At 70.4% G+C, this 23902-nt stretch carries 25 protein-coding genes and 1 tRNA gene; 16 read left to right on the top strand and 10 right to left on the bottom strand.

What is annotated here, in order from left to right:
* Positions 1-37 precede the first annotated feature (37 nt).
* Both U9R90_RS10525 and U9R90_RS10520 read right to left on the bottom strand, forming a co-directional pair.
* The gene (locus U9R90_RS10525; RefSeq protein ID WP_411056142.1) at positions 38-967 is read right to left on the bottom strand and encodes a hypothetical protein; all 930 of its coding nucleotides are present in this window, start codon (positions 965-967) and stop codon (positions 38-40) included.
* A complete protein-coding gene (locus U9R90_RS10520) occupies positions 960-2057 on the bottom strand; it encodes a radical SAM protein (RefSeq protein ID WP_411056141.1) in 1098 nt (365 codons plus the stop codon). The genes U9R90_RS10525 and U9R90_RS10520 overlap by 8 nt, the downstream gene beginning before the upstream one ends.
* A gap of 123 nt (positions 2058-2180) precedes the next feature.
* On the opposite strand from U9R90_RS10520, the gene U9R90_RS10515 reads away from it, so the two are divergent.
* From U9R90_RS10515 to U9R90_RS10505, 3 genes are all read left to right on the top strand, one after another.
* Positions 2181-2828 (top strand): class I SAM-dependent methyltransferase, encoded by a 648-nt coding sequence (locus tag U9R90_RS10515; RefSeq protein WP_411056140.1) that lies wholly within the window; start codon positions 2181-2183, stop codon positions 2826-2828.
* A gap of 143 nt (positions 2829-2971) precedes the next feature.
* Entirely contained in the window at positions 2972-4021 is a 1050-nt protein-coding gene (locus tag U9R90_RS10510; RefSeq protein ID WP_411056139.1) for a permease, read from the top strand.
* Positions 4018-4839: a TIGR03943 family putative permease subunit gene (locus U9R90_RS10505; protein WP_411056138.1), complete on the top strand. Its 822-nt coding sequence runs from the start codon at positions 4018-4020 to the stop codon at positions 4837-4839. The genes U9R90_RS10510 and U9R90_RS10505 overlap by 4 nt, the downstream gene beginning before the upstream one ends.
* Positions 4840-4857: 18 nt before the next feature.
* Here U9R90_RS10505 and U9R90_RS10500 read toward each other — a convergent pair whose 3' ends face one another.
* Both U9R90_RS10500 and U9R90_RS10495 read right to left on the bottom strand, forming a co-directional pair.
* Positions 4858-5535, bottom strand: coding sequence for a GntR family transcriptional regulator (locus U9R90_RS10500; RefSeq protein ID WP_411056137.1), 678 nt, complete (start codon positions 5533-5535; stop codon positions 4858-4860).
* A 97-nt stretch (positions 5536-5632) separates the two neighbouring features.
* Positions 5633-6244, bottom strand: coding sequence for a hypothetical protein (locus tag U9R90_RS10495; RefSeq protein ID WP_411056136.1), 612 nt, complete (start codon positions 6242-6244; stop codon positions 5633-5635).
* 149 nt (positions 6245-6393) lie between these two features.
* Here U9R90_RS10495 and U9R90_RS10490 point away from each other — a divergent pair, with 149 nt between their 5' ends.
* Both U9R90_RS10490 and U9R90_RS10485 read left to right on the top strand, forming a co-directional pair.
* Entirely contained in the window at positions 6394-6600 is a 207-nt protein-coding gene (locus U9R90_RS10490) for a DUF2180 family protein (protein ID WP_411056135.1), read from the top strand.
* 64 nt (positions 6601-6664) lie between these two features.
* Positions 6665-6982 (top strand): hypothetical protein, encoded by a 318-nt coding sequence (locus tag U9R90_RS10485; protein ID WP_411056134.1) that lies wholly within the window; start codon positions 6665-6667, stop codon positions 6980-6982.
* 233 nt (positions 6983-7215) lie between these two features.
* Here U9R90_RS10485 and U9R90_RS10480 read toward each other — a convergent pair whose 3' ends face one another.
* Positions 7216-7683, bottom strand: coding sequence for an OsmC family protein (locus U9R90_RS10480; protein WP_411056133.1), 468 nt, complete (start codon positions 7681-7683; stop codon positions 7216-7218).
* Between the two features lie 231 nt (positions 7684-7914).
* On the opposite strand from U9R90_RS10480, the gene U9R90_RS10475 reads away from it, so the two are divergent.
* From U9R90_RS10475 to U9R90_RS10465, 3 genes are read left to right on the top strand one after another with little or no spacing between them, the layout of a single operon-like run.
* On the top strand, positions 7915-9156 hold the full coding sequence (locus tag U9R90_RS10475) for an NAD(P)/FAD-dependent oxidoreductase (RefSeq protein WP_411056132.1): 1242 nt from the start codon (positions 7915-7917) through the stop codon (positions 9154-9156).
* Positions 9157-9202: 46 nt separating this feature from the next.
* A complete protein-coding gene (locus U9R90_RS10470; protein ID WP_411056131.1) occupies positions 9203-9520 on the top strand; it encodes a TusE/DsrC/DsvC family sulfur relay protein in 318 nt (105 codons plus the stop codon).
* Between the two features lie 14 nt (positions 9521-9534).
* Positions 9535-10035 carry a DsrE/DsrF/DrsH-like family protein gene (locus U9R90_RS10465; RefSeq protein ID WP_411056130.1) on the top strand — a complete coding sequence of 167 codons (501 nt, stop codon included), beginning with the start codon at positions 9535-9537 and terminating at the stop codon, positions 10033-10035.
* Between the two features lie 532 nt (positions 10036-10567).
* On the opposite strand, the gene U9R90_RS10460 is transcribed toward U9R90_RS10465, so the two are convergent.
* The 3 genes from U9R90_RS10460 to U9R90_RS10450 all read right to left on the bottom strand — a co-directional run bounded on the left by U9R90_RS10460 (position 10568) and on the right by U9R90_RS10450 (position 12638).
* Entirely contained in the window at positions 10568-11170 is a 603-nt protein-coding gene (locus tag U9R90_RS10460; RefSeq protein ID WP_411056129.1) for a class I SAM-dependent methyltransferase, read from the bottom strand.
* A gap of 131 nt (positions 11171-11301) precedes the next feature.
* On the bottom strand, positions 11302-12207 hold the full coding sequence (locus U9R90_RS10455; protein ID WP_411056128.1) for an NAD(P)H-binding protein: 906 nt from the start codon (positions 12205-12207) through the stop codon (positions 11302-11304).
* Positions 12207-12638 (bottom strand): nuclear transport factor 2 family protein, encoded by a 432-nt coding sequence (locus U9R90_RS10450; protein WP_411056127.1) that lies wholly within the window; start codon positions 12636-12638, stop codon positions 12207-12209. The genes U9R90_RS10455 and U9R90_RS10450 overlap by 1 nt, the downstream gene beginning before the upstream one ends.
* A 93-nt stretch (positions 12639-12731) precedes the next feature.
* Between U9R90_RS10450 and U9R90_RS10445 the strand changes: the two genes are divergently transcribed.
* Positions 12732-13325 (top strand): TetR/AcrR family transcriptional regulator, encoded by a 594-nt coding sequence (locus U9R90_RS10445; protein WP_411056126.1) that lies wholly within the window; start codon positions 12732-12734, stop codon positions 13323-13325.
* A gap of 95 nt (positions 13326-13420) precedes the next feature.
* On the opposite strand, the gene U9R90_RS10440 is transcribed toward U9R90_RS10445, so the two are convergent.
* Positions 13421-13822, bottom strand: a complete 402-nt coding sequence (locus tag U9R90_RS10440) for an excalibur calcium-binding protein (protein ID WP_411056125.1) — start codon at positions 13820-13822, stop codon at positions 13421-13423.
* 270 nt (positions 13823-14092) lie between these two features.
* Positions 14093-14164 (bottom strand) — tRNA-Arg (locus U9R90_RS10435).
* 168 nt (positions 14165-14332) lie between these two features.
* On the opposite strand from U9R90_RS10435, the gene U9R90_RS10430 reads away from it, so the two are divergent.
* From U9R90_RS10430 to rho, 7 genes are all read left to right on the top strand, one after another.
* Entirely contained in the window at positions 14333-14872 is a 540-nt protein-coding gene (locus U9R90_RS10430) for a response regulator (protein ID WP_411056124.1), read from the top strand.
* Positions 14873-15114: 242 nt separating this feature from the next.
* A complete protein-coding gene (gene nrtL / locus U9R90_RS10425; RefSeq protein ID WP_411056123.1) occupies positions 15115-16122 on the top strand; it encodes an ArgS-related anticodon-binding protein NrtL in 1008 nt (335 codons plus the stop codon).
* Positions 16123-16145: 23 nt separating this feature from the next.
* The gene (gene lysA, locus U9R90_RS10420; protein ID WP_411056122.1) at positions 16146-17537 is read left to right on the top strand and encodes a diaminopimelate decarboxylase; all 1392 of its coding nucleotides are present in this window, start codon (positions 16146-16148) and stop codon (positions 17535-17537) included.
* Positions 17538-17699: 162 nt separating this feature from the next.
* Positions 17700-18989, top strand: a complete 1290-nt coding sequence (locus U9R90_RS10415) for a homoserine dehydrogenase (RefSeq protein WP_411057701.1) — start codon at positions 17700-17702, stop codon at positions 18987-18989.
* Positions 18990-18994: 5 nt separating this feature from the next.
* Complete coding sequence (gene thrC, locus U9R90_RS10410; protein ID WP_411056121.1) at positions 18995-20071, top strand: threonine synthase; 1077 nt, start codon at positions 18995-18997, stop codon at positions 20069-20071.
* A 295-nt stretch (positions 20072-20366) separates the two neighbouring features.
* The gene (thrB, locus tag U9R90_RS10405; protein WP_411056120.1) at positions 20367-21284 is read left to right on the top strand and encodes a homoserine kinase; all 918 of its coding nucleotides are present in this window, start codon (positions 20367-20369) and stop codon (positions 21282-21284) included.
* Between the two features lie 386 nt (positions 21285-21670).
* Positions 21671-23716, top strand: coding sequence for a transcription termination factor Rho (gene rho, locus U9R90_RS10400; RefSeq protein ID WP_411056119.1), 2046 nt, complete (start codon positions 21671-21673; stop codon positions 23714-23716).
* The last annotated feature ends 186 nt before the right edge of the window (positions 23717-23902 follow it).

The raw sequence follows: 23902 nt of genomic DNA, 5'->3' as shown, positions 1-23902 counted from the left end.
GACGGGGTGGCGGGGTGGCGGGGTGGCGGTCGGGGTCTCAGCCACGCGGCGACGCCCGGCGCGCGGCCCCGGCGACCACGCCGCCGATCAGAGCGACGGACAACAGGAAGGCCGCCGAGGTCGCGGTGCCGCCCAGCCACGGATCGCTGAAGCCGACCTGCGCGTACAAGGACACCGCGGCCGCCACACCAACAGCCGCTGCCGCCCATCCGAGTACGGCGACCTGGCTGCGGGCGGCCACCAGCACCAGCGCGCCGACCACCACCAGCACCACCCCGCCGACGAGGTTGTACCTGCCGAGGCTGAGCGACCAGTCGGTCGACGCCAGGCCGGAGCCAAGGCGGGCGAGGGGCTCGTCGGCCGATGCCACCACGCTGTAGGCGCCGACGACCACCGCGAGCGCGCCCCACACCTGGCCGAGAGCCCGGGCGGAGCCCACGCCGGACCGCACCGCGTCGACGGCGAACACCCGTCCGGCCGAGGAGAACAGAATCACCAGATGGGCGCCGACCATCAGCCAGTACGACCAGGGCCATTCGTCCGGCGCGAAGGCCACCGACAGGCCGATGGCCAGGGACTGGGCCACACCCAGAACCGCGGCCACCCGCACCCAGGCCCCCGTCAGCAGCAGCACCGCCAGCGCGGTCTCGACGAGGAGGACGACCCACCCGAAGGCCACGATGTTGGGCAGTACGGCGTGCTCCACGACCCAGCTGTACGGCGGGAGCACCGGGTCGCTCACGGCGAAGGACGTGAAGTGGAAGAGCCCCTTGTCGGCGTCCTCGCCGAAGTCCGGGGGACGCTTCCACACCACGTTGTAGAGCCACATCAGGCCGAGCAGGACGCGGAGGAAGCCCGCGGCGTAGGCCTGTTCGCGACGGACCTCGTCGGTCGCGGGGGCGAGCAGCCAGCGTACGGGGGCGAGCAGTGAGCGGGTCTCAGGCAAGTGCGAGCGGGATTCAGGCACAGCGGAACACCTCACGTCCCGATTGGGCGGCGGCGTCCTGGACGGCGAGCGTGTCCCGTACGACGCCGAAGACCTCGGACAGCGGCAGCGGGGCATCGGCGATCCGCATATACGGGTCGGTGACCGCTACCGGGTGCCACCAGGCGCCGTCCGCCGTGAGCGTCGGCTCCGGCTCCAGACCCTCAAGCGAGACATGCACCCCCTTGTCGGCGAAGCCCTCGTGCGCGACCGGCCGAATGATCCGGTCCGGCATCGCGATCCCGGCGTCGTCGAGGCGCCGATGCAGCGCTTCGACGCCCTTCGGGTCCTCGTCGTACAGCGTGGCGGCCACCCGTACCCGGAACCCGAGCGAACGGGCCAGCGTGATGCCGTCGACCGCGCGGTTCCACGACCCCGCACCGCGCTGCCGGTCGTGCAACTCGGGCGTGGCCGAGTCGAGGCTGATCTGGAGCACCACATCGCGATCCAGGTGCTCCAGGGTCTCCCGACGGGCGCCCCTGCCGAAGATCATCCCGTTGGTCAGGATGGTGCGCTCCAGACCGCCCGCCGCCCTGACCAGTGCACCGAGATCGGGATGCATGAAGGGCTCGCCTCCGGTGAAGAACACCTCGCGCCCGTCCTGGGCCGTGAACTCCCGGAACACCTCGGTGGCCAGGTCCGCGTCGAAGCGCCGGGCGGCGGCCTTCGGGGAGGACTCGGCGCAGCAGTACTCGCACGCGAGGTTGCAGTCGAAGTTCGTGTAGATCCACAGTCGGCGGCCCACCGGCAGCCGCTCACCCGGAGTGAACACCGTGGCCGCCTGCGCGGGCTTGCCCGCCTTGCTGACGGCGAACCACCACGGGCCGTCGGGCGACTCGGCGACCTCGGTGACGAGGTCATGCCCGATCAGCTCGGCCCACGCGGGCAGATCGGTGACGACACTGACCTCCGCGCTGCGCACCCCGAGCAGCTGCCCGGGTTCGAGCCGGCGCATCGCGCGGGTGATCAGCAGCAGCAGGCCGCTGCCGCAGTCCATGTCACCGCCGTCGACCAGCGCCGCGACTTCGCCCAGGGGATTCGGCGCCTGACCAGCATCTGTCCGTTCGACCATGGTTTCACCGTAGCGACGGGCGGCAGGGCCCGCACCGGATCGCTCCTTACGAAACCCTGACGGCGGCGGCTCCCCGTACTCCCGTACCTGCTGAGGCGCACCCCCGGGTCTACCCTCACCCCCATGACGACCGACCACGGCACACCGCGCCCTGACGACGCAGCGACCCGGACGGAGTTCTGGGAGGGCGTCCACGACAGCAAGGACGTCGACGGAGTCTCCTGGTGGCAGTCGGTCCCTGGCCTCTCCCTTGGCCTGGTCGACAGGGCCGGGCTCGGCCTCGACGAGCCGATCATCGACGTCGGCGCCGGCTGGTCGACCCTGGTGGACCACCTACTCGAACGCGGCTACCGCGACCTGTCAGCGGTCGACCTCTCGACCACCGCCCTGCAGACCGTCCGCGACCGCCTCGGCCCGGCCGGCGCCGACGTCGTCCTCACCATGGCCGACGTACTCGACCTGCGCATGGGCCGCACGTACGCCCTGTGGCACGACCGCGCGGTCTACCACTTCCTCACCGAGCCCGAGGAACGTGCCGACTACCTCGCCTCGTTGGAGCGCTCGCTGCACCCGGGCGGCTGGCTCGTCGTGGCCACCTTCGGCCCGGACGGCCCCACCACCTGCAGCGGCCTGCCCATCGTCCGCTACACCCACGCCGAACTCGCCGCCCAGTTCCCCGGCTACGACCTGATCGACACCGCGGGCGAGGACCACCGCACCCCGTGGGGCACGTCCCAGCAGTTCACGGCCGTACTGATGCGACGCCGCTGAGCGGGCGAGTCGCGGCAGACGGACGGCGCCCCCGGCGTGACGGCACGACCCGGCGCGGAAGGGCGTGGACAGGAGCGCTACTCTCCGGCGAGGTACGCGGTCACGTAGGCCACGTGAACGGTCTGAGGCGGGGAACGACGGGCGTGGAGAAGCAGCAGAGCCGCGGCGGCGCGCGGAGTGCGGCCGACGGGGCGCGTCTCGCCGCACGCGCCCTCGTGTACGCGGTGGTCGGCGGTGTCGCGCTGATCGTGATCGCCACTGTCGCCTCGGTGCTCGGGCCGATGCTGGCGCTGGATCTCTACACACCGGCGGTGGCCGCCTGGTGGACGGTGTTCACGGCCGTGGTCGTCCAGGGCGTGCCGTTCCTGATGCTCGGCACGGTGGTGTCGGCGGCGATCGGCGCCTTCGTACCGGAACACGTCTTCCGTCGCCTGCTGCCCAAGAGCCAGGCGCTGGCCGTGCCCGTCGCGGGAGCGGCCGGAGTCGTCCTGCCGGGCTGCGAGTGCGCGTCGGTGCCGGTGGCCGACAGTCTGATGCGGCGCGGGGTCGCCCCGGCGGCCGCGCTGGCGTTCCTGCTCTCCGCGCCGGCGATCAACCCGGTGGTCCTGGTGGCCACGTCCATCGCCTTCCCTGACAGTCCGGAGATGGTGGTCGGCCGGCTCGTCGCCTCGCTCGCCACAGCCGTGGTGATGGGCTGGCTGTGGGTCCGTTTCGGAAGCGAGAAGCTGCTGCCGCCACGCAGGAGTCGTACGTCGTCGGGGCGGGAGGGGCGGGAGCCGAAGACCCGCGCCGACCGGTGGCAGGAGTTCCGCGGCGGGGTGCAGCACGACTTCCTGCACGCGGGCGGGTTCCTGGTCGTGGGCTCGGCGGCCGCGGCGACGTTCAACATCGTCGTGCCGGGCTCGGTGCTGGACGCGTTCACGGGGTCGCCGTGGCTGTCGGTGCTGCTGCTGGCCGTGCTCGCGGTGGTGCTGTGCGTGTGCTCGGAGGCCGACGCGTTCGTGGCGGCCTCGCTGAGCGGCTTCTCGCCGACCGCGCGGCTCGCGTTCATGGTCGTCGGGCCGATGGTGGACCTGAAGCTGATCGCGCTTCAGTCGGGCACGTTCGGGCGCGCGTTCGCGTTCCGGTTCTCGGCGGCCACGTGGGTGGTCGCGGTGGCGAGCAGTGTGCTGGTGGGGTGGTGGTTGCTGTGAGGCGGAACGTCCAGGCGGGCCTGTTGGTCCTCAGCGGGGCCGCGGTGCTGCGGATCTCGCTCTTCAGCGACCTGTACCTGCGGTATGTGAAGCCGAGCCTGCGCCCGTACCTGATCCTCTCGGGAGGCTTGCTGGTCGCACTCGGGCTGCTGGCGGCCATCGCCGCGTGGAGGTCTTCCACGTACGAGAAGAAGCGGTCGTACGCGGACGAGGAGTCGTACGGGGACGAGGCGTCGTACGAGAAGACGCGGTCGTACGAGGAAGCCGACCAGGGCCAGGGCGACTACGCGGGCGAGGACGCCGGCCACTGCCACGACCACAGCAACGGCCCCCGCGTCGGCTGGCTCCTGGCCGTCCCGGCGGCGGCCCTGCTGCTCTTCCCGCCGCCCGCCCTCGGCTCGTACAGCGCCGAACGCGAGGAGGCCGCGCGTATCGCCCAGCGAGTCGGCACCTTCGACGCGCTGCCCGACGGGGACCCGGTCGACCTCACGCTCGGTCAGTTCACCTCCCGTGCCGTGTACGACAGCGGCGGCTCGATGACGGGCCGCACGCTACGGCTGACCGGGTTCGTGACCCGCGGGGACGACGGCACCTGGTACGCGACCCGGCTCCAGATCTCCTGCTGCGCGGCCGACTCGCGACCGATCAAGGTGGAGGTCCGGGACGCGGCCGCCCCGCCGGACGGTGCCTGGGTGACGGTCACCGGCACCTGGCATCCCGAGGGCGAGCTGGGCACGGACGAGGCGTGGCCGCCCGTCCTGGAGGCCACGGCTGTGCGGCGCGTGGCAGAGCCCGAGAACCCGTACGAGAAGTGGTAGACGTTCAGAAACAGGCTCTCAGGGATTCGCGGCCCGGCTCCTGGCCCAGATCGACCGGACGTGCCCGAGATGCTTGGCCATGCACGCCTCCGCGCCCTTCGCGTCGCCCGCCAGCATCAGGTCGAGGAGTTCCAAATGCTCCTCGGCCGACGGGATCAGCTCACCGCGCTCGTCCAGCGCGGTCAGCCCGTACAGGCGTGAGCGCTTGCGCAGGTCACCGACGGTCTCGACCAGGCGGTCGTTGCCGGAGAGTGCGAGTAGCGAGAGGTGGAATCGCCGGTCGGCCTCCAGGTAGCCGATGAGGTCGTGGGCGCGCGCGGCCCGCACGATCTCCTCGGCGACCGGCCGCAGGGCTTCCAGCTCCGCACGTGTGGCGGACTTGGTGATCCGGCCGATCACGGGGACCTCGATGAGCGCGCGGATCTCCGCGTACTGGTCGAGGTCGCGCTCGTCGACCTCGGTGACCCGGAACCCCTTGTTGCGGACCGGCTCGACCAGGCCCTCCCGGGCCAGGTCGAGCATCGCCTCGCGCACGGGCGTGGCCGAGATCCCGAAGTCCTGGGCCAGGGTCGGGGCCGAGTACACCACCCCCGGCCGCAGCTCGCCGGAGATCAGGGCGGCCCGCAGGGCGTGGGCGACCTGGTCGCGCAGCCGCTCACGGGTGGCGCTGAGATCGTGGTGCTGCAGGTGCCCCATAGCGGTGGTGGTCCTTCCAGGCGGAATGGACCACCACCTTACAATGTCACATTGTTTTTGCAGGTGACAGGGTGTGCGCAGCCAAGCCGACGGTCCCTCAGTGCCCTCCCCTGGGCCGGTCGCAGCTCCCACCCACCCCCGGCTCCATGTAGGGCCCGTGCGCCTCAGCGCTCACCTCACGCCCGCGTACGACCCCGCTCACACAGGCATCACCGGTGTGCACCCCGTACGAGATCCACTCACCATCCCCCTGCACATACATCGCGTTCCCCGCCTCGCAGCCGAGCCCGTGCAGTACCGCGGTGATGTCGTCGGCCGTGGCGCCGCCGCTCTTCTCCACAGCCGTCGTCAGAGCCTTGCGTACGAGCTCAGCCGACGCGTCCCCACTCGCCTGCGCCTGCCGCGAGAGCGCACTGGGCCGCTTGAACGCGTTGTTCTCGGCGTACTTGGGATTCTCCGGAACGGGCTCGTCGCCGGCGCCCGCGTCCGTCTCCTGCGTGGCGGGAGGCTTGGGCGTCGGCGTACCCGGCGCCTGGGCGCAGCGCGGCCGTGCCTCCGGTGACGGAGCCTGGGGAGCCTCCGCACTCGGCGAGCCCCCTCCGGCGCTGGCCGATGGCCGCTCCTCGCCGCAGGCGGCGGTCGCCAGGAGTATCAGGGTGACCGCGGCGGCGGCACGCAGCGGCCGAGCGGTACGCAGTGAATTCACCATGGCCACAGCATCGACCATGCCCCGCCCGCACCGACCGCCACCCTCGATCCACGCGACTGACCGAGTTTTGGGCGACCCTTTCAGGGGAACCCTGACCAGGGTCGGCGAGTCGGCTTCTCTCGAGTGGTCCTCAGCCGAAAGGTCCCACCATGAACTGCTATGAATGCGGCCAGCAGGGCCGTACCACGCCCGCCACCGCCGTCTGCCGCGTGTGCGGAGCGGCTGTCTGCACCGACCACGTGCGTACGGAGAGCAAGAGTCTTCGCGAGTCCGCGAGCCCGGGCAAGGTGACCCACGACCAACCGGCCCGGCAGCTGACCTGTCCGGTGTGCCACGCGGCGGAGGAGTCTTCCTGAGGCCGTCCCCTTGGTGGCACCAGAGGCCCGGGATGGATCCCCGGCCAGGAAGAGAGGGCGAGACATGGCCGACTTAATCGAGGTCATTTCCGGGAGCGGTCAGGAAGTCGGCCGGGGCGAAGAGCTCGCCCCCTTCACCGTCCGACTCGTCTCCGAAGAGGACGGCAGCCCGGTGGGTGGCGCCGTGGTCAGCTACTTCGTCGACGACGTGCAGGGCACCGGGACGGACTTCCGCGGCGGCTCTCCCGTCATGGTCACCAGCAGCGCCAACGGCATCGCGACGACGGACGTCCCGCTCATCGCGGGCGACTCCGCGGGGCGGGTGGACGTCAAGGCGATCGCGGAGTCCGCCCGCTGCACGCTGACCTTGCACGTGCGGTAGCCGCAGGACGTTCTGCCTGGCTCGTCTCAGCACGTTCTGCCTGGCTGGTCTCAGCCTGCCGCTCTCATCAGGGTGCGCGGCCCTCGATCCGGGCCTGCTCCCTCGGTCTGCCAGTCTGCGCTGGCGCCTTGGTATCGCCTTCCCCCTGCTCGCCAGGACGCGCCTGATCGTCCTCGACGAGCCCACCAACGGCCTCGACCCCGTGGGCATCCGTGAGATGCGCGGCATCACGCTCATGGTTCCAGCTCGATGCCGATCGTGGGCGTGTGGTGCAGCGTGTTGTGGACCGTGCAGTGCGAGGCGACGGCGAGCAGGGCCGCGCGACGCTGCTCCGACAGCCCCGGCGGCGTACTGATGGCGATACGCACGGATGCCACGCGGGCCGGCCGGTCGGTCGCCATGGCGAACTCGGCGCGCACCCGCAGCCCCGCGCGCTCCAGGCCGTGGCGCTTCAGGTAGCGGCCGGCGTAGAAGGCGATACAGGTGGCCAGGGAGGCGGCGAACAGCTCGGTGGGGGTCGGCGCGGTGTCCGTGCCGCCAGCGTCCTCGGGCTGGTCCACCAGCAGCTGGTGGCCGCGTACGTCGACGGCGTACGCGTCTCCGTCGACGTGGGTCACGTCGAGGACGTGCGCCGTGGCGGCCGGCATGGGGGAGGTGTCCGGCGTGCGTGGGGCGGTGGTCTCTGATGCTGTCCCTGTCATGACCGCGCCTCCTTAGCCAATGTCATCCGTTATCCGTTATCCGCTATCCGTTATCCGTCAGCTGCCAGTTGTCCGATGCCCGATGCCCGATGCCCGATGCCGGCCGTCATCCGTAATCCGCTGCCGACTTCCAGTGGACCGCGAGCGGAGCGGTGGCGCGAGGGGCCGGTGGGGCGCGGTCGGGACCGTTCGGCCCTGTCTCCGCCTGAGCTCCCTCACGAGAGTGGAGGGATGGCCCACCACATCGTGATTCTCGGAAGCGGCACCGCCGGCACGCTGACGGCCAACCGGCTGCGGCGGCAGTACGACGAGCGCGAGTGCCGGATCACGGTCGTCGACCAGAACGACGACCACGTCTACCAACCCGGTCTGCTGTTCGTCCCGTTCGGGCTGACCCAGCCGCACCACCTGATCCGGTCCCGGCCGCGCCAGCTGCACGCCGGCATCGGCTACGAGCGCGCCCGGATCGACCGGGTCGACCTGGACGCGCGGACGGTGCACTTCGCGGCCGGCGACCGGCTGGGCTACGACGTACTCGTCGTGGCGACCGGCGCCGCGCTCCAGCCGGAGGAGACCGAGGGACTGACCGGCCCCGGCTGGGGCGAGAACGTCTTCACCTTCTACGACCTGCCCGGCGCGGTCGGCCTGCAGCGCGCGCTGGAGCACTTCACGGGCGGCAGGATCGTCGTAGACGTCGCCGACATGCCGATCAAGTGCCCGGTCGCACCTCTGGAGTTCGCCTTCCTCACCGACTGGTACCTGCAGCGCTGCGGCATCCGCGACAAGGTCGAACTGACCTACGTCACCCCACTCGACGGCGCCTTCACCAAACCGGTCGCCGCCCGCGCCCTGGGCGGCCTGCTGGAGCGCAAGGGCATCGAACTCGTCACCGAGTTCACCCTCGGCGAGGTCGACGGCACGGGCGGCCGGCTGGTGTCGTACGACGAGCGAGAGGTGCCGTTCGACCTGGCGGTGGTCGTGCCGCTGCACGGCGGCGCGGAGTACGTCGGCCGCTCGCCCGGCCTCGGTGACGCGCTCGGGTTCGTCCCGGTCGACCCGCACACGCTCCAACACCCGGACCGGCCGGAGGTGTTCGCCATCGGGGACGCGGCGGGCCTGACCGCATCCAAGGCCGGCTCGGTGGCGCACTTCGAGGGCGAGGTGCTGGTGCACAACATCGGCCGCTTCCTCGCCGGACGGCCACTGGACGCCACGTACGACGGACACACCAACTGCTTCATCGAGACTGGCTTCCACAAGGCCCTGCTCATCGACTTCAACTACGACACCGAGCCGTTGCCCGGCCACTTCCCGGCCTCCGTAGGGCTACCGCTGCTCAAGGAGTCCTACGCCAACCACCTCGGCAAGCTCGCCTTCGAGTGGCTGTACTGGCACAGCCTGCTGCCCGGCAGGGAACTGCCCGGGATCGGCTCGGCGATGCCCGAACGCGGCAAGACCCACATCCCCGCCTGACCCTCCGACCCTCTCGCGCCCCTCCGACCCGAGTAAGGACACCGTCATGCCCACCGCCACCTTCGACGGCACCACCGTCACCATCGACGACGAGGGCTTCTTCACCGACCCCGGCCAGTGGACCGAGGACATGGCCACCGGGATCGCCCGCGAGCTGGGCATCGAGGAGCTGACCGACCGGCACTGGACCGTCATCCACTTCATGCGCGCCGAACACGCGGCGAAGGGCACCGGCCCCACCGTCCGGGTGCTCGGCAAGGCCTCCGGCGTGAGCGTCAAGGAGCTCTACCAGCTCTTCCCGAAGGGCCCGGCGAAGACCGCCGCGAAGATCGCCGGGATCCCCAAGCCGCGCGGCTGCATCTGAGGAGCGTGCCCGTCATGCCCGACACCGCCACCCACGACACCCAGGCCACCCCCGCCACCATCGAGAAGGTCTCGATCATCGTCTCCAAGGGATCCCTGGAAGGGATCTACCCTGCCCTGATCATGGCCAACGGCGCCCGCGCCGAAGGTATCGAGGCCGACCTGTTCTTCACGTTCTTCGGCCTCGACGCCATCACGAAGAAGCAGTACGACCACATCAAGCTGGCCACCGTCGGAAACCCGGGCCTCCACCTTCCCACGCTCCTCGGCGGGCTGCCGGGCGTACCGGACCTGATCACCCGGTACATGGAACGCAAGATGGAGAAGCTCGACATCCCGCCGATCCCCGAGTTCATCGAGATGATCTCCGACACCGGCGCCGGCATCTACGCCTGCAAGGCATCGGTCGACCTCTTCGACCTCGACAAGGACGATCTGATCGACCAGGTCCAGGGCATCATCACGGTCGGCGAGTTCTACGAACACGCAGCCGGCGCCCAGATCATCTACACCTGAGGTGCCCGGCACCGGCCTGCCGGACGGAACGGACCCGCAGTCAGGAGGAAGGGCCAGCCTGCGGGGGTTGCGGGGGCTTCGGGGCGGGGGCTTCGGGGGTTGCGCGGGCTTCGGGGAAGGCCCAAGAGCCTCGGGGTCGTCTTCGGCCAGACCGGCGTGAAGAAGGAGCAGGCGGGCAAGTTCACGCGCCTCGTCGGCGCTGAGCGCCGCCCACACCCCCGGTTCGCCGCCCTGGTCCTGGCCAACGTCCAGGGTGACCCGGCTGATGGGCCGGTTCGGGGACGCGAGCCGCAGGCGCCCCACCGCGATGCGGCGTCCGCAGGTGGTCACGAGAGGCGTGTCATCGGTGATGCGGAACCGCTCTCGCCCAGTCGTCATCGCTCTCACGCCCTTCCTCGTGGGTGGCTCCCGTTCCCCGGCCGGGTATTAGGCGCAGCGTCCGACGGCCCCGGATTGTTCCCCGCGCGTGCCTGCGCGGACGCCGCGTCCCAGGCCTGTCCGTCGGACGAGGGATCGGCGTCGCCGCCAGGAGTCACTTCCGTACGGCGCGTACGAGCACAACGACAGCCGCGTGGCTGCCGTCGGCGTCGGTCACCGGTCGGGTGACGGCCTCGGCCCGCAGGACGTCGGCGTACGGCCGCCACAGCTCGGCGATCTGCTCGGCCGTGTACAGCACACGCGGATCCTGCGGGCCGCCGTGGCCGTGCTCGAGATTGGCCGCGTCATGGCCGACAAGCAGCAGGGTTCCGCCCGGACGAACAGCGCTCGCGGCCCTCCGCAGCACCTGGGCCATCTGCGGCCACGGCAGGTGCAGATACGCGATCAGGGCCAGGTCGTACGGCGCCTCAGGGGCCGACCAGCCCGTCAGGTCGGCGCAGACGGTACGGAGGAGCCCCACCCCGCGCTCGGCGGCCAGCCGTCCGGCCTTGTCCAGCGCGACGGCCGAGAAGTCCACGGCGTCCACCTCCCACCCCCGCTCCGCGAGCCAGAGCGCGTTGCGCCCCTCACCGGCGCCCAGGTCCACGGCCCGCCCGACCGGCAGGCCGGCCAACTCCTCCTCGACGAACCGGTTGGGCCCCGCCGTCCACACCAACTCGGCACCGCGGTAACGCTCGTCCCAGCTCGCTGCGTCCATCGTGTGCACTTCCTTCCCGGTCCCTCCGTGTGAGCAGACTCCCATGCAGGCATGGCAGGCCTGGCAGGCATAGCAGGCCTGGCAGGGACGGCATCCGCCATCCGCCGAGAACGCGGCGTCGGCGAAGTCGCCTACGAGCGGCAGCGATCCCACGCCCGTTCCCACGCCCGTTCCCACGCCTGTTCCCCCGCCCGCTCCACCGCCCGTTCAACGAAGGCGCGGAAGCTGCGCGGTGGTTGGCCGGTGAGGCGCTGGACGATGTCGGTGGTGCGGTCCTCGGCGCCTCCGGCGATGGCACGGTCCATGCCGGCGAGCATCGCGGCGAACTCGCCGGGCATGTCGGCGGCGGCCAAGCGGTCGCGCAGCTGCTCGTAAGTCAGCTGGCGGTGGGTGATCGTCCGGCCGGTGACTTCGCTGAGGATGGCGGCGATGTCGTCGTAGCTCAGCGCGCTGGGCCCGGTGATGATCAGGTCGGTGTTCGGGGCCTGGGTCTCGGTCAGTGCGTGCACGGCGACGGCGGCGATGTCGTCGGCATCGACGAATCCGACACGACCCTCGCCGGCCGCCGTACGGATGATCCCGTCCACTCTGATGGACCGGGCATGCACGTGATCGCCGGTGAAGTTCTGCATGAACCACGACGGCCGCAGCACCGCCCACTGGGAGAACAGTCCGGGCAGAACCCGGTGCACCTGTCCCACGGCAGGGCCGCCGGCGGGGATCGCCGACGAACTGAGGAGCACCGCCCGTCGGACCCCGGCGGCGCGGGCCTGCTGGAGAAAGGGCAGCATCACGGCTGCCGGGTCCGGAGCGCCGAGCGGCGGGATGAGATACACCCGCCCCGTGCCTTCGAGCGCGCCTGCAAAGGACGCGGGATCGCCCCAGTCGAACCGTACGGGCAAGGCCTCACCCACGGGAGTGGCGCCCCGGCTAGCGGCCTTGACGCGCTGGCCTGCGGCGGCCAGTCGGGCGGCGACACGGCTGCCGGTGGTGCCGGTGGCCCCGATGACCAGAGTGAACTCCTGCGACCCATCCATCAGTTGCTCCCAGCGAAGTTGGCGGCGGGGTGGGCGGGATTCTGGACGGCGAGTGGGTTCCAGTAGTCGCGGTAGTGGGTGATGAGGCCGTTCTCGACTGTGACCACGGCGATGTAGGACATGTCGAAAGGACTGCCGGTATTAACCAGACGGCCCACACCCCGCATCTCGACCACGATGGTCTCCGGGGCGGTGGTCTGGTGAATCTCGACGTAGGGGAAGTCGTGCAGGTCGATGTGGTCGGGGTAGCCGCGCATGTACTCGGCGACGGCCGCCTTGCCCTCCAGCCGCTTGGGCCAGCCGTCCGGCGCGAAGGGGAACTCGAAGATCCCGCCCTCGTCCCAGAGGCCAACCCAGCCGGGGATGTCCTTGTCCAGCAGTAACTGCAGGCCGTGGCGGTACAGGTCCGCCGGTGCGGTGCTCGCGCTCATCGGGTACTCCACCCACTAGGATACGGACCAGGGGTCCGTTTTACCCTCTCGACAATACGGACCCAAGGTCCGCTTTGTAAACGGAGAACCCGCATGCCCGAACGGAAGCCACGCGCGGACGCCACGCGCAACCGTGAGGCCGTCCTCGCGGCTGCCGACACACTCTTCGCCCGTTGCGAGAGCCCACAGGCGGTCACCATGGCCGACATCGCGGCAGCGGCCGGCGTCGGCAAGGGAACGCTCTTTCGCGGCTTCGGCGACCGCACCGGCCTGATCCACGCCCTGTACGAGATGAGACTCGCGCCGATCAGACTCGCCGCCGAGGAGGGGCCACCGCCTCTGGGACCCACCACCCCGCCACTTCAGCGGATCCCCGCCCTCCTCGACGCCGTCCTGTGCTTCAAAATCGACCACCGCCACCTCGCCCTGGCCCTGGAGGGAACCAGCAGCGACAGCCCCTACGCGGCAGACCACTATGAGCGCTGGCACGCCACACTCCGAACCGCGCTGGACCAGATCCCCGAACTCACCGACAGCGACTTCACGGCGCACGCCCTACTGGCCGCCACCCGCGCCGACCTCATCGAACACCTCGTAAGCCGACAGCGGATGACGCGTGAACAACTGCGGGCCCACCTGCGGGCCTTCACCACCAAACTCCTGGAACCCGGTGCACCAACAGTCTGAACACCCCGCGCGGAACCGAAACTGGCTCCGCCAAGCCCGACCAGGCACCTCACACAGGTTGCCCCGGCCAGCGCGCGGCGCACCGTATGCCTCACTCAGGCGCGGCGTCGCCGCCTGGTGACCATCGTGTAAGCGATGGCCACGGCGGAGCCAGCAGCAAGACCGAGGCCGATACCTGTTTCGAGATTGGTGGGGCCCGATGCGCCGCCGATACCGCCCTGGGCTCCGCGAGTATGCATCACGGTCGGGCTGGCGGGGCGAGGGCTGGCGGTAGCGCTGCCCCTTCTGGGGAGTACCTCGCAGGCAATGCCATCGTTCGGCCCCGGGTCCTCATCGAGCCGGTGCGGGTCACTCGGGTCCCTATCGAACTCTGCTTGCGCGTCTTCCTGAAAGACGAAGTCGGCGCAGTCGAGATCCTGCGCGAGCGCGACGCCGGAGAGCGGAGCGATGGAAGCGACAGCCAGGGCTATGCCGCTCACAGCGGTACGGCAGTTCACGAGGGCCTCCTTGGTCGGCGGGACCGTCAACTCGACCGTAGGAGCTGGGTGTTTTCCCGGCTCGCGACGCTAGGCCGAACGGGAACGCGGGCCCGGACGCACCCAGCCGCTCCCACTCCAAGCGGAACGCTGGGATTGGGGGGTTGCCACACAGAGCTCGTGATCAAGAAGGAGCGCAGTTCGTAAGAGCGGCGTACGGCCGCACACGTACAAAGACCCCGCACTCAACGCAAGCGTTGATGGCGGGGTCTTTAGGCACCTCATCAGGGGTGCCCCCGGCAGGATTCGAACCTGCGCACACGGCTCCGGAGGCCGTTGCTCTATCCCCTGAGCTACGGGGGCGTGTCGGGCGCTCGGTGAGCGGCGACGGGTAGAACCCTACCAGCTCGTTGGGGGTCTCCAGGAACGGGTATTTCGTGTCCCGTCCGTCGCATGCGTCCCGGGGGTATCAGGGGTGGGGCGCAGGTCAGCCGGTGCGTTGTGGGTGTGGGGTACCCGAGGGGGGTGGAAGTGGGGAAAAGCCGGACGCGACGGTGGGCGCGGACCTACGCTCGAGTTGTGCCAGGGGCGTCCGGCCGCGTGCTTGTTGTGGACGACAACAAGGTCATCCGGCAGCTGATCAGGGTCAATCTCGAGCTTGAGGGCTTCGAGGTCGTGACCGCGGCCGATGGTGCCGAGTGTCTGGATGCGGTGCATCAGGTGCGGCCCGATGTCGTGACGCTTGATGTGGTGATGCCCCGCCTTGATGGGCTGCGGACCGTCGCGCGGCTGCGGGCCGATGCGCGGACGCGGCATCTGCCCGTGGTGATCGTGAGTGCCTGTACGCAGTACGAGGTGGAGACGGGCCTGGAGGTGGGGGTGGACGCGTTCCTCGCCAAGCCCTTTGAGCCCGGTGAACTGGTGCGTACCGTACGGCAGTTGGTGGAGCAGGAGCGTCGTCCCGCGTTCGGGGGCGAGCAGGCTCCGGGGCAGGGGCCTGGCCGCGCCGGGCTTGCGCGGGGGCGGGCTGATCAGGGGTGCGAGCGAGGGGCGGGCCCCGCGCGGTGCTGAGCAGCTGAGCAGCTGAGCAGCTGTATGGGTGGCCAGCGCGCCTTCGGGGCTGACCACACGGTCGGCCCCGTGCGGTTGGCCCCGTGTGGTTGGCCACGTGGTCGGAGGGCTTGTCCTTCGTGCGTGGATGGGCCGGCTCCGTACCCTGATCGCTGGCCTCCCCGCACCCGCGCTGTCCGTATCGCGGGAAGTCGGGCTAAACAGTTCGCCTTCTCACCCCCCTCCTCCCATACGCTTGTCCCGTGACCCCCGCCGATCTCTCCCGTACCGTGCTGCGCGCCGTGCGCCGCGCTGTCGAGGAGGGGGAGCTGTGCGTGGCCGTACCCGCACGGGCCGTGGTCGAGCGGCCTCGCCCCGGAGGCCGTGGGGACTACGCCACGAACATCGCCCTGCAGCTCGCCGGGCCCGCGGGGCGGCCGCCCCGCGAGGTCGCGGACGCGCTGCGCGGGCGTATCGCCGCTGTCCCCGGCATCGCGCGCGTGGAGATCACCGGGCCCGGGTTCCTGAACTTCACGCTCGCTGGTGGCGGGCGGGGGGAGCTGGTTCGTACGGTCTGCGCGCAGGGGGCCACCGGGTATGGGCACAGCACCACGATGGCCGGGCGGAGCGTGACGTTCCGAGCCGTCGACGAACTGCGGGCCCAGGTCGTGACCCAGGCGGTCGTACGGCTGCTTCGCGCGCAGGGCGCGCGGGCCGAAGTGCTGGCGAGTGCGGCGGCTGAGCCGCTGCCCGACGACGTCGAGTCGCTGCCGGTAGCCCCCGTCCCCGCCAGCGAAGGTGACGTACTCCGTCGGTTCGGGCGGGATGCCGTCGTCTGGGCGGCGCTCAGCGGCGCCACGCAGGAGCGGCCGCGGTTCGGGCCCGGGCTGCTCGTCCAGGACGAGAGCAATCCGTTGTTCCGGGTGCGGTATGCGCATGCTCGTACGCGGGCGCTGCTGCGTAATGCCGATGACCTGGGCTTCGGGGCGGAGGCAGCGGAGATTCCGGACGGCGACGCGCTGCTCGACGCCCTCGCCCAATACCCCGCCACCCTCGAAGCCGCCGCCCACCACCGCGCCCCCGACCGGCTCGCCCGTCAGCTGGTCCTTATCGCCGATGCCGTGCTCGCCTACCAGCACACCGTCCTCCCGCTCGGCGACGAGAAACCCTCGGCCGCCCACCGCGCCCGGCTCGCGCTCGCCGAAGCCGCCGGGACGGTGCTCGCAGGCGGCCTGTCCCTGCTCGGCATCAGCGCACCCGATCATCTGTGAGATGTGAGAGAGACGACAGAACCATGAGCCGTTCCGCACACCCCGCCGGGCCCCGCCACGCCGACGTCCTGCCCGAGGGGCACTACCACGCGCCGCCCACCGACCTGAACGCCCTGGACGACAAGGTCTGGGCGCACACCGTCAGCCGTAACGAGGCCGGAGTCGTCAGCGTCGGCGGTATCGAAGTGACCCGGCTCGCCGAGGAGTTCGGCACCCCGGCCTACTTCCTCGACGAGGCCGACTTCCGTTCGCGGTGCAAGGCATGGCGGGATGCCTTCGGGGCCGACGCGGACGTCTTCTATGCCGGTAAGGCCTTCCTGTCGCGGGCCGTCGTCAAGTGGCTGCATGAGGAGGGGCTCAATCTCGATGTGTGTTCCGGGGCTGAGCTGACCGTCGCCCTCGGCGCCGGGATGCCCGCCGAGCGCATCGCCTTCCACGGCAACAACAAGAGCCCGGAAGAGATCGAGCGGGCCATCGAGGTCGGGGTCGGGCGGATCGTGCTCGACTCCTTCCAGGAGATCGCCCGGGTCGCGCACACCGCGCAGCGGCTCGGCAAGCGGCAGCGGGTGCAGATCCGGGTGACCGTCGGCGTCGAGGCGCACACCCACGAGTTCATCGCCACCGCCCACGAGGACCAGAAGTTCGGCATCGCGCTGGCCGACGGCCAGGCCGCCGAGGCCGTACGCCGCGCACTCCAGCTGGACGGCCTCGAACTCATCGGTATCCACAGCCACATCGGCTCGCAGATCTTCGACATGGCGGGCTTCGAGGTCTCCGCCCGACGTGTCGTCCAGCTGCTCGCCGAGGTCAGGGACGAGCACGGCGTCGAGCTGCCCGAGATCGACCTCGGCGGCGGCCTCGGTATCGCGTACACCTCGGACGACGACCCGCGCGAGCCGCACGAGATCGCCAAGGCGCTCGGCGAGATCGTCACCCGTGAGTGTGAGGCCGCGCAGCTGCGCACCCCGCGGATCTCCGTCGAGCCGGGCCGCGCGATCGTCGGGCCGACCGCCTTCACGCTCTACGAGGTCGGCACGATCAAGCCGCTGCAGGGCCTGCGCACGTACGTCTCGGTCGACGGCGGCATGTCGGACAACATCCGCACCGCGCTGTACGACGCCGAGTACAGCGTCGCCTTGGTCTCCCGCCGCTCGGACGCCGAGCCGATGCTGGCCAGGGTCGTCGGCAAGCACTGCGAGAGCGGTGACATCGTGGTGAAGGACGCCTTCCTGCCCGCGGACCTGGCACCGGGCGACCTGATCGCCGTGCCCGCCACCGGCGCGTACTGCCGTGCCATGGCGAGCAACTACAACCACTCGCTGCGCCCGCCCGTCGTCGCGGTCAGGGACGGCCAGGCGCGGGTGGTGGTCCGGCGCGAGACGGAGGAGGATCTGCTGCGCCTCGACGTCGGCTGAGGCCGGCGCGGGCCGCGCGGGCGGCGCGTGAGGTCACCTGGTGTCGGGTGATGAAATAGACATCTCAGGATCCGGACGATGGATGGAAAGTCCGTTCCGGTGGGTGAGACTGGTTCAACCGTCGAAGTACGAGAAGTGAAGTACGAGAAGTGAGGTCGGATGATGCGTACGCGTCCGTTGAAGGTGGCGCTGCTGGGCTGTGGGGTAGTCGGCTCAGAGGTGGCGCGCATCATGACGACGCACGCCGACGACCTGGCGGCCAGGATCGGTGCCCCGGTGGAGCTGGCGGGCGTGGCGGTCCGCCGCCCCTCCAAGGTGCGTGAGGGCATCGACCCCGAGCTCATCACCACCGACGCCACCGCCCTGGTCAAACGGGGCGACATCGATGTGATCGTCGAGGTCATCGGCGGCATCGAGCCCGCCCGTACGCTCATCACCACCGCCTTCGAGCACGGCGCGTCCGTCGTCTCGGCGAACAAGGCGCTGCTCGCCCAGGACGGCGCCGGACTGCACGCCGTCGCCGAGGAGCACGGCCGCGACCTCTACTACGAGGCCGCGGTCGCCGGGGCGATCCCGCTGATCAGGCCGCTGCGCGAGTCCCTCGCGGGCGACAAGGTCAACCGCATCCTCGGCATCGTCAACGGGACCACGAACTTCATCCTGGACAAGATGGACTCCACCGGGGCCGGCTACCAGGAAGCCCTGGACGAGGCCACCGCGCTCGGGTACGCGGAGGCCGACCCGACCGCCGACGTCGAGGGCTTCGACGCCGCCGCCAAGGCCGCGATCCTCGCCGGGATCGGCTTCCACACGCGCGTGCGTCTCGATGACGTGTACCGCGAGGGGATGAGCGAGGTCACCGCCGCCGACTTCGCCTCCGCCCGCGAGATGGGCTGCACCATCAAGCTGCTCGCCATCTGTGAGCGCGCGGCCGACGGCGGGTCCGTCACCGCCCGCGTACACCCGGCGATGATCCCGCTCAGCCACCCGCTGGCCTCCGTACGCGAGGCATACAACGCGGTGTTCGTGGAGTCGGAGGCCGCCGGGCAGCTGATGTTCTACGGTCCCGGCGCCGGTGGCTCGCCGACCGCGTCCGCCGTGCTCGGCGACCTGGTCGCGGTCTGCCGCAACAAGCTCGCGGGGGCCACCGGGCCCGGCGAGTCCGCGTACACCCGCCTGCCGGTGAGCCCGATGGGCGAGGTCGTCACGCGGTACCACATCAGCCTCGACGTGGCCGACAAGCCGGGTGTACTCGCCCAGGTCGCGACGGTCTTCGCCGAGCACGGCGTATCGATCGATACGGTGCGCCAGCAGGGCAAGGACGGCGAGGCCTCACTGGTCGTCGTCACCCACCGCGCGTCCGACGCCTCCCTGAACGGGACCGTCGAGGCGCTGCGCAAGCTCGACACCGTGCGCGGTGTCGCCAGCATCATGCGTGTTGAAGGAGAGTAAGGGACATGACCGCCACCCGGACCGGCGCCCACCAGTGGCGCGGGATCATCGAGGAGTACCGCGACCGTCTGCCCGTGAGCGAGACGACGCCCGTGGTCACGCTCGGCGAGGGCGGCACTCCGCTCGTCCACGCAGAGGTGCTGTCCGAGCTCACCGGCTGCGAGGTCCACCTCAAGGTCGAGGGCGCGAACCCGACCGGGTCGTTCAAGGACCGCGGGATGACCATGGCCATCTCCAAGGCCAAGGAGGAGGGCGCGAAGGCCGTCATCTGCGCCTCCACCGGCAACACCTCGGCCTCGGCCGCGGCGTACGGCGGCAAGGCCGGGATGGTCAGCGCCGTACTGGTGCCGCAGGGCAAGATCGCGATGGGCAAGCTGGGCCAGGCCCTGGTGCACGGCGCCAAGATCCTCCAGGTCGACGGCAACTTCGACGACTGCCTGGTTTTGGCGCGAAACTTGTCCGAGAACTACCCGGTGGCATTGGTCAATTCGGTCAACCCGGTGCGTATCGAGGGCCAGAAGACCGCCGCGTTCGAGATCGTGGACGCGCTCGGCGACGCCCCGGACATCCATGTGCTGCCGGTCGGCAACGCCGGCAACATCACCGCGTACTGGAAGGGCTACAAGGAGTACGCGGCGGACGCGTTCGCGACGCACACCCCTCGAATGTGGGGCTTCCAGGCCTCCGGTTCCGCCCCGATCGTGCGCGGCGAGGTCGTCAAGGACCCGTCCACCATCGCCACCGCGATCCGGATCGGCAACCCGGCCTCCTGGGCCTTCGCCGAGGCCGCGCGGGACGAGTCGGGCGGCTTCATCGACGAGGTGACCGACCGTCAAATCCTGCGCGCCTACAAGCTGCTGGCCTCCCGTGAGGGCGTCTTCGTGGAGCCCGCCTCTGCCGCGTCCGTCGCCGGACTGCTCAAGGCGGCCGAAGAGGGCAAGCTCGACAAGGGCCAGCGCATCGTCTGCACGGTCACCGGAAACGGCCTCAAGGACCCGGACTGGGCGGTCGCGGGAGCCCCGCAGCCGGTCACCGTTCCGGTTGACGCGGTCGCCGCTGCGGAGCGCCTCGGCCTCGCGTAGGGTGTTCACGACTTGACGCAGGGAAGGCGGGACCGGAAGCGAGTGATCGTTTCCGGTCCAAAACCACCCAACCCTGGGTAGTAGGTGCATGGGGGGCTTACGACACGCATCGTGCGCCTCCTGTGCGCCCTATGTCGCCGCAGAACCTTCCTTCGATAGGCTGTACCGAACCCGCCCCGCCGCATATGCCAGCGGTGCCGCCGGTAGCGGCCTTCGGGGGTTGTGGCCTTCGGGTGTTTCTGCCTCTTGCGATAACTTCGAAAACTCGCAGCTCAACAAGGAGAGTCATCGAGCGATGGCCGGTCCAGCCTTCCGCGCCGCCGCCGTCAGGGTGCGCGTCCCCGCCACCAGCGCCAATCTCGGCCCGGGCTTCGACGCCCTCGGCCTGTCGCTGGGTCTGTATGACGACGTCGTCGTCCGGGTGGCCGACTCCGGGCTGCACGTCGACATCGCGGGTGAGGGCTCCGAGACCCTCCCGCGCGACGAGAGTCATCTGCTCGTACGGTCCCTGCGCACCGCCTTCGACCTGCTCGGCGGGCAGCCGCGCGGCCTTGAGGTCGTCTGCGCCAACCGCATCCCGCACGGCCGCGGCCTCGGCTCCTCGTCGGCCGCCATCTGCGCCGGCATCATGGCCGCCCGCGCGGTCACCATAGGCGGGGACGCCAAGCTCGACGACGCCGCGCTCCTTGAGCTCGCGACCGAGATCGAGGGGCACCCCGACAACGTCGCCGCCTGTCTGCTCGGCGGCTTCACGCTCTCCTGGATGGACGGGGGAGCGGCCCGGGCGATCAGGATGGAGCCCGCCGATTCCATCGTTCCGGTGGTTTTCGTCCCCGCCCAGGCGGTACTCACCGAGACCGCCCGCGGGCTGCTGCCGCGTACCGTCCCGCATGTGGACGCCGCGGCCAACGCGGGCCGGGCGGCCCTGCTCGTCGAGGCCCTGACCAGGCGCCCCGAGCTGCTGCTGCCCGCCACCGAGGACCGGCTGCACCAGGAGTACCGCACTCCCGCCATGCCGGAGAGCGGCGCCCTGGTGGAGCGGCTGCGCGGGGACGGTATCCCCGCGGTCATCTCCGGCGCGGGCCCCACGGTGCTCGCGCTGACCGAAGACAGTGCGGCCGACAAGGTCGCGCGACTCGCGGGTCCGGGGTGGGCGGCCAACCGCCTCGCCCTCGATCTCGCGGGAGCGAGTGTGCTGCCGCTTGCGCAGTGAAACACGCATGCCGGGGAAGGAGAGGGGGAATATTTGTTGGATCCGGTAGTGTTAATCTCAAGTCTGCACCCGACACCTGCAAGGCGTGGTGCTTCGCGTCCCCGTCAGGTAAACCGCTGGGGACAGACCTTCTTCCGGGAGCCTCCCAAACTGCTTGATGCCGCGCGTTGAGCAGTGCTGAGCACGCTCCGGAACCGGCGTGACCGAGCCGAGTGACACAGCACGACCGGTGACACTGCTTCGGACTCGTCGACATCAATGACCTCTTCCGCCGTTTAGGCGGACCACCGCCCCGGCTCGGTCCGTAGAACCCAAGGACCCCGCCGGACAGCACAACCGGTCGCCGAGCCAGACAGGCCGACGTCCGCTCCAGGGAAGGACCCTTCGTGAGCGACACCACCGATCTGATGGGCGCACGTGTCGACGAGACCGCTGCCGCGCCCGCCACGGACGCCTCTGCCGCGCCTGCCGGTGCTTCCGGCTCCACGCGGCGGCGCCGCGGTACCGGCCTCGAGGGCATGGTGCTGGCAGAGCTGCAGCAGGTCGCGTCCGGCCTCGGGATCAGGGGCACCGCGCGGATGCGCAAGAGCCAGCTGATCGAGGTCATCAAGGAGGCCCAGGCGGGCGGCGGCGCGGCCGCGGCCAAGAGCGCCGCTCCTTCGGGGGACTCCGCGGCCACCGAGACCAAGCCGAAGCGCCGTGCGACGTCCAAGTCCCGTACTGGTGACGCCGATGCCGCCCAGAAGGCAGACAAGGCCGAGAAGGCCGTCAAGAGCCAGGACAAGGCCCAACAGGCCGTGTCCCAGCAGCAGATCGACATTCCCGGCCAGCCCGCCAGCGAGGACGCCCCGGCCACCGAGCGCCGTCGGCGCCGGGCCACCGCCGAGGTCTCCAGCCCCGACACCAAGGCCGAGGCCGTCGTCGAGGCCAAGAGCGAGCCGAAGGCCGACGCGGGCCGCACCAAGACCGACACCAAGGTCGAAGCGCAGCCCGAGACCAAGGCCGAGGCCGCCCAGGAAGGCGAGGGCCGTGGCCAGGGCCGCGAGCGTGGCAACCGCCGTGAGCGCGGCCGCGACCGCGACCGTGGCGACCGCCGCGGCAAGGGCGACGACCAGCAGGGCGGCGGCCAGGGCCGACAGCAGCGTCAGGGCGGCCAGGGCGGCCAGCGCGCCGACGAGGACGGCTTCGACGACGAGGGCGGTCGCCGCGGTCGCCGTGGCCGTTACCGCGACCGTCGTGGCCGCCGTGGCCGCGAGGACTTCGGCAACGAGCCGCAGGTCTCCGACGACGACGTCCTGATCCCCGTCGCGGGCATCCTGGACATCCTCGACAACTACGCGTTCATCCGTACGTCCGGCTACCTCCCGGGCCCGAACGACGTGTACGTCTCGCTCGCCCAGGTCCGTAAGAACGGCCTGCGCAAGGGTGACCACGTCACCGGCGCCGTGCGCCAGCCCAAGGACGGCGAGCGCCGCGAGAAGTTCAACGCGCTGGTCCGCCTGGACTCCGCCAACGGCATGGCGGCCGAATCCGGCCGCGGGCGCCCGGAGTTCCAGAAGCTGACGCCGCTGTACCCGCAGGACCGGCTCCGTCTGGAGACCGACCCGGGCGTGCTGACCACCCGCATCATCGACCTTGTGTCGCCGATCGGTAAGGGCCAGCGCGGTCTGATCGTGGCCCCGCCGAAGACCGGCAAGACCATGATCATGCAGGCGATCGCCAACGCGATCACCCACAACAACCCCGAGTGCCACCTCATGGTCGTCCTGGTGGACGAGCGTCCCGAGGAAGTCACCGACATGCAGCGGTCGGTGAAGGGCGAGGTCATCTCCTCGACCTTCGACCGCCCGGCCGAGGACCACACCACCGTCGCCGAGCTGGCCATCGAGCGCGCCAAGCGCCTCGTCGAGCTGGGTCACGACGTGGTCGTCCTGCTGGACTCGATCACCCGCCTGGGCCGCGCGTACAACCTCGCGGCCCCCGCCTCCGGACGTATCCTGTCCGGTGGTGTCGACTCGACCGCGCTCTACCCGCCGAAGCGCTTCTTCGGTGCCGCGCGCAACATCGAGGACGGCGGCTCGCTGACCATCCTGGCCACCGCGCTGGTCGACACCGGCTCGCGGATGGACGAGGTGATCTTCGAGGAGTTCAAGGGCACCGGCAACATGGAGCTCAAGCTCGACCGGAAGCTCGCCGACAAGCGGATCTTCCCGGCCGTGGACGTCGACCCGTCCGGCACTCGCAAGGAGGAGATCCTCCTCAACAGCGAGGAGCTCAGCATCGTCTGGAAGCTGCGCCGGGTGCTGCACGCGCTCGACTCGCAGCAGGCGATCGAGCTGCTGCTCGACAAGATGAAGCAGACCAAGTCGAACGCCGAGTTCCTGATGCAGATCGCGAAGACGACCCCGTCGCCGGGCAACGGCAACGACTGACCTCGCGGCAGCGCACCACCCAGGGCCGCCCTCGTCACTTCGGTGACGGAGGCGGCCCTTCGGCATCTCACAGCGCGCTCTCAGAGCGTTCCTAATGTCCCGTGCAACCCTTTTTGCGGATTCAACGTCTGACAGACGACGGCTGAGTACTGAGCTGGGGGTACCCGGACCACCGAGGACTGAGGA

The organism is Streptomyces sp. E11-3 (assembly GCF_046540415.1).
Taxonomy (GTDB): domain Bacteria; phylum Actinomycetota; class Actinomycetes; order Streptomycetales; family Streptomycetaceae; genus Streptomyces.
Note: the sequence above shows the minus strand (reverse complement) of the source record. Positions and strands in the feature narration are given on the sequence as shown.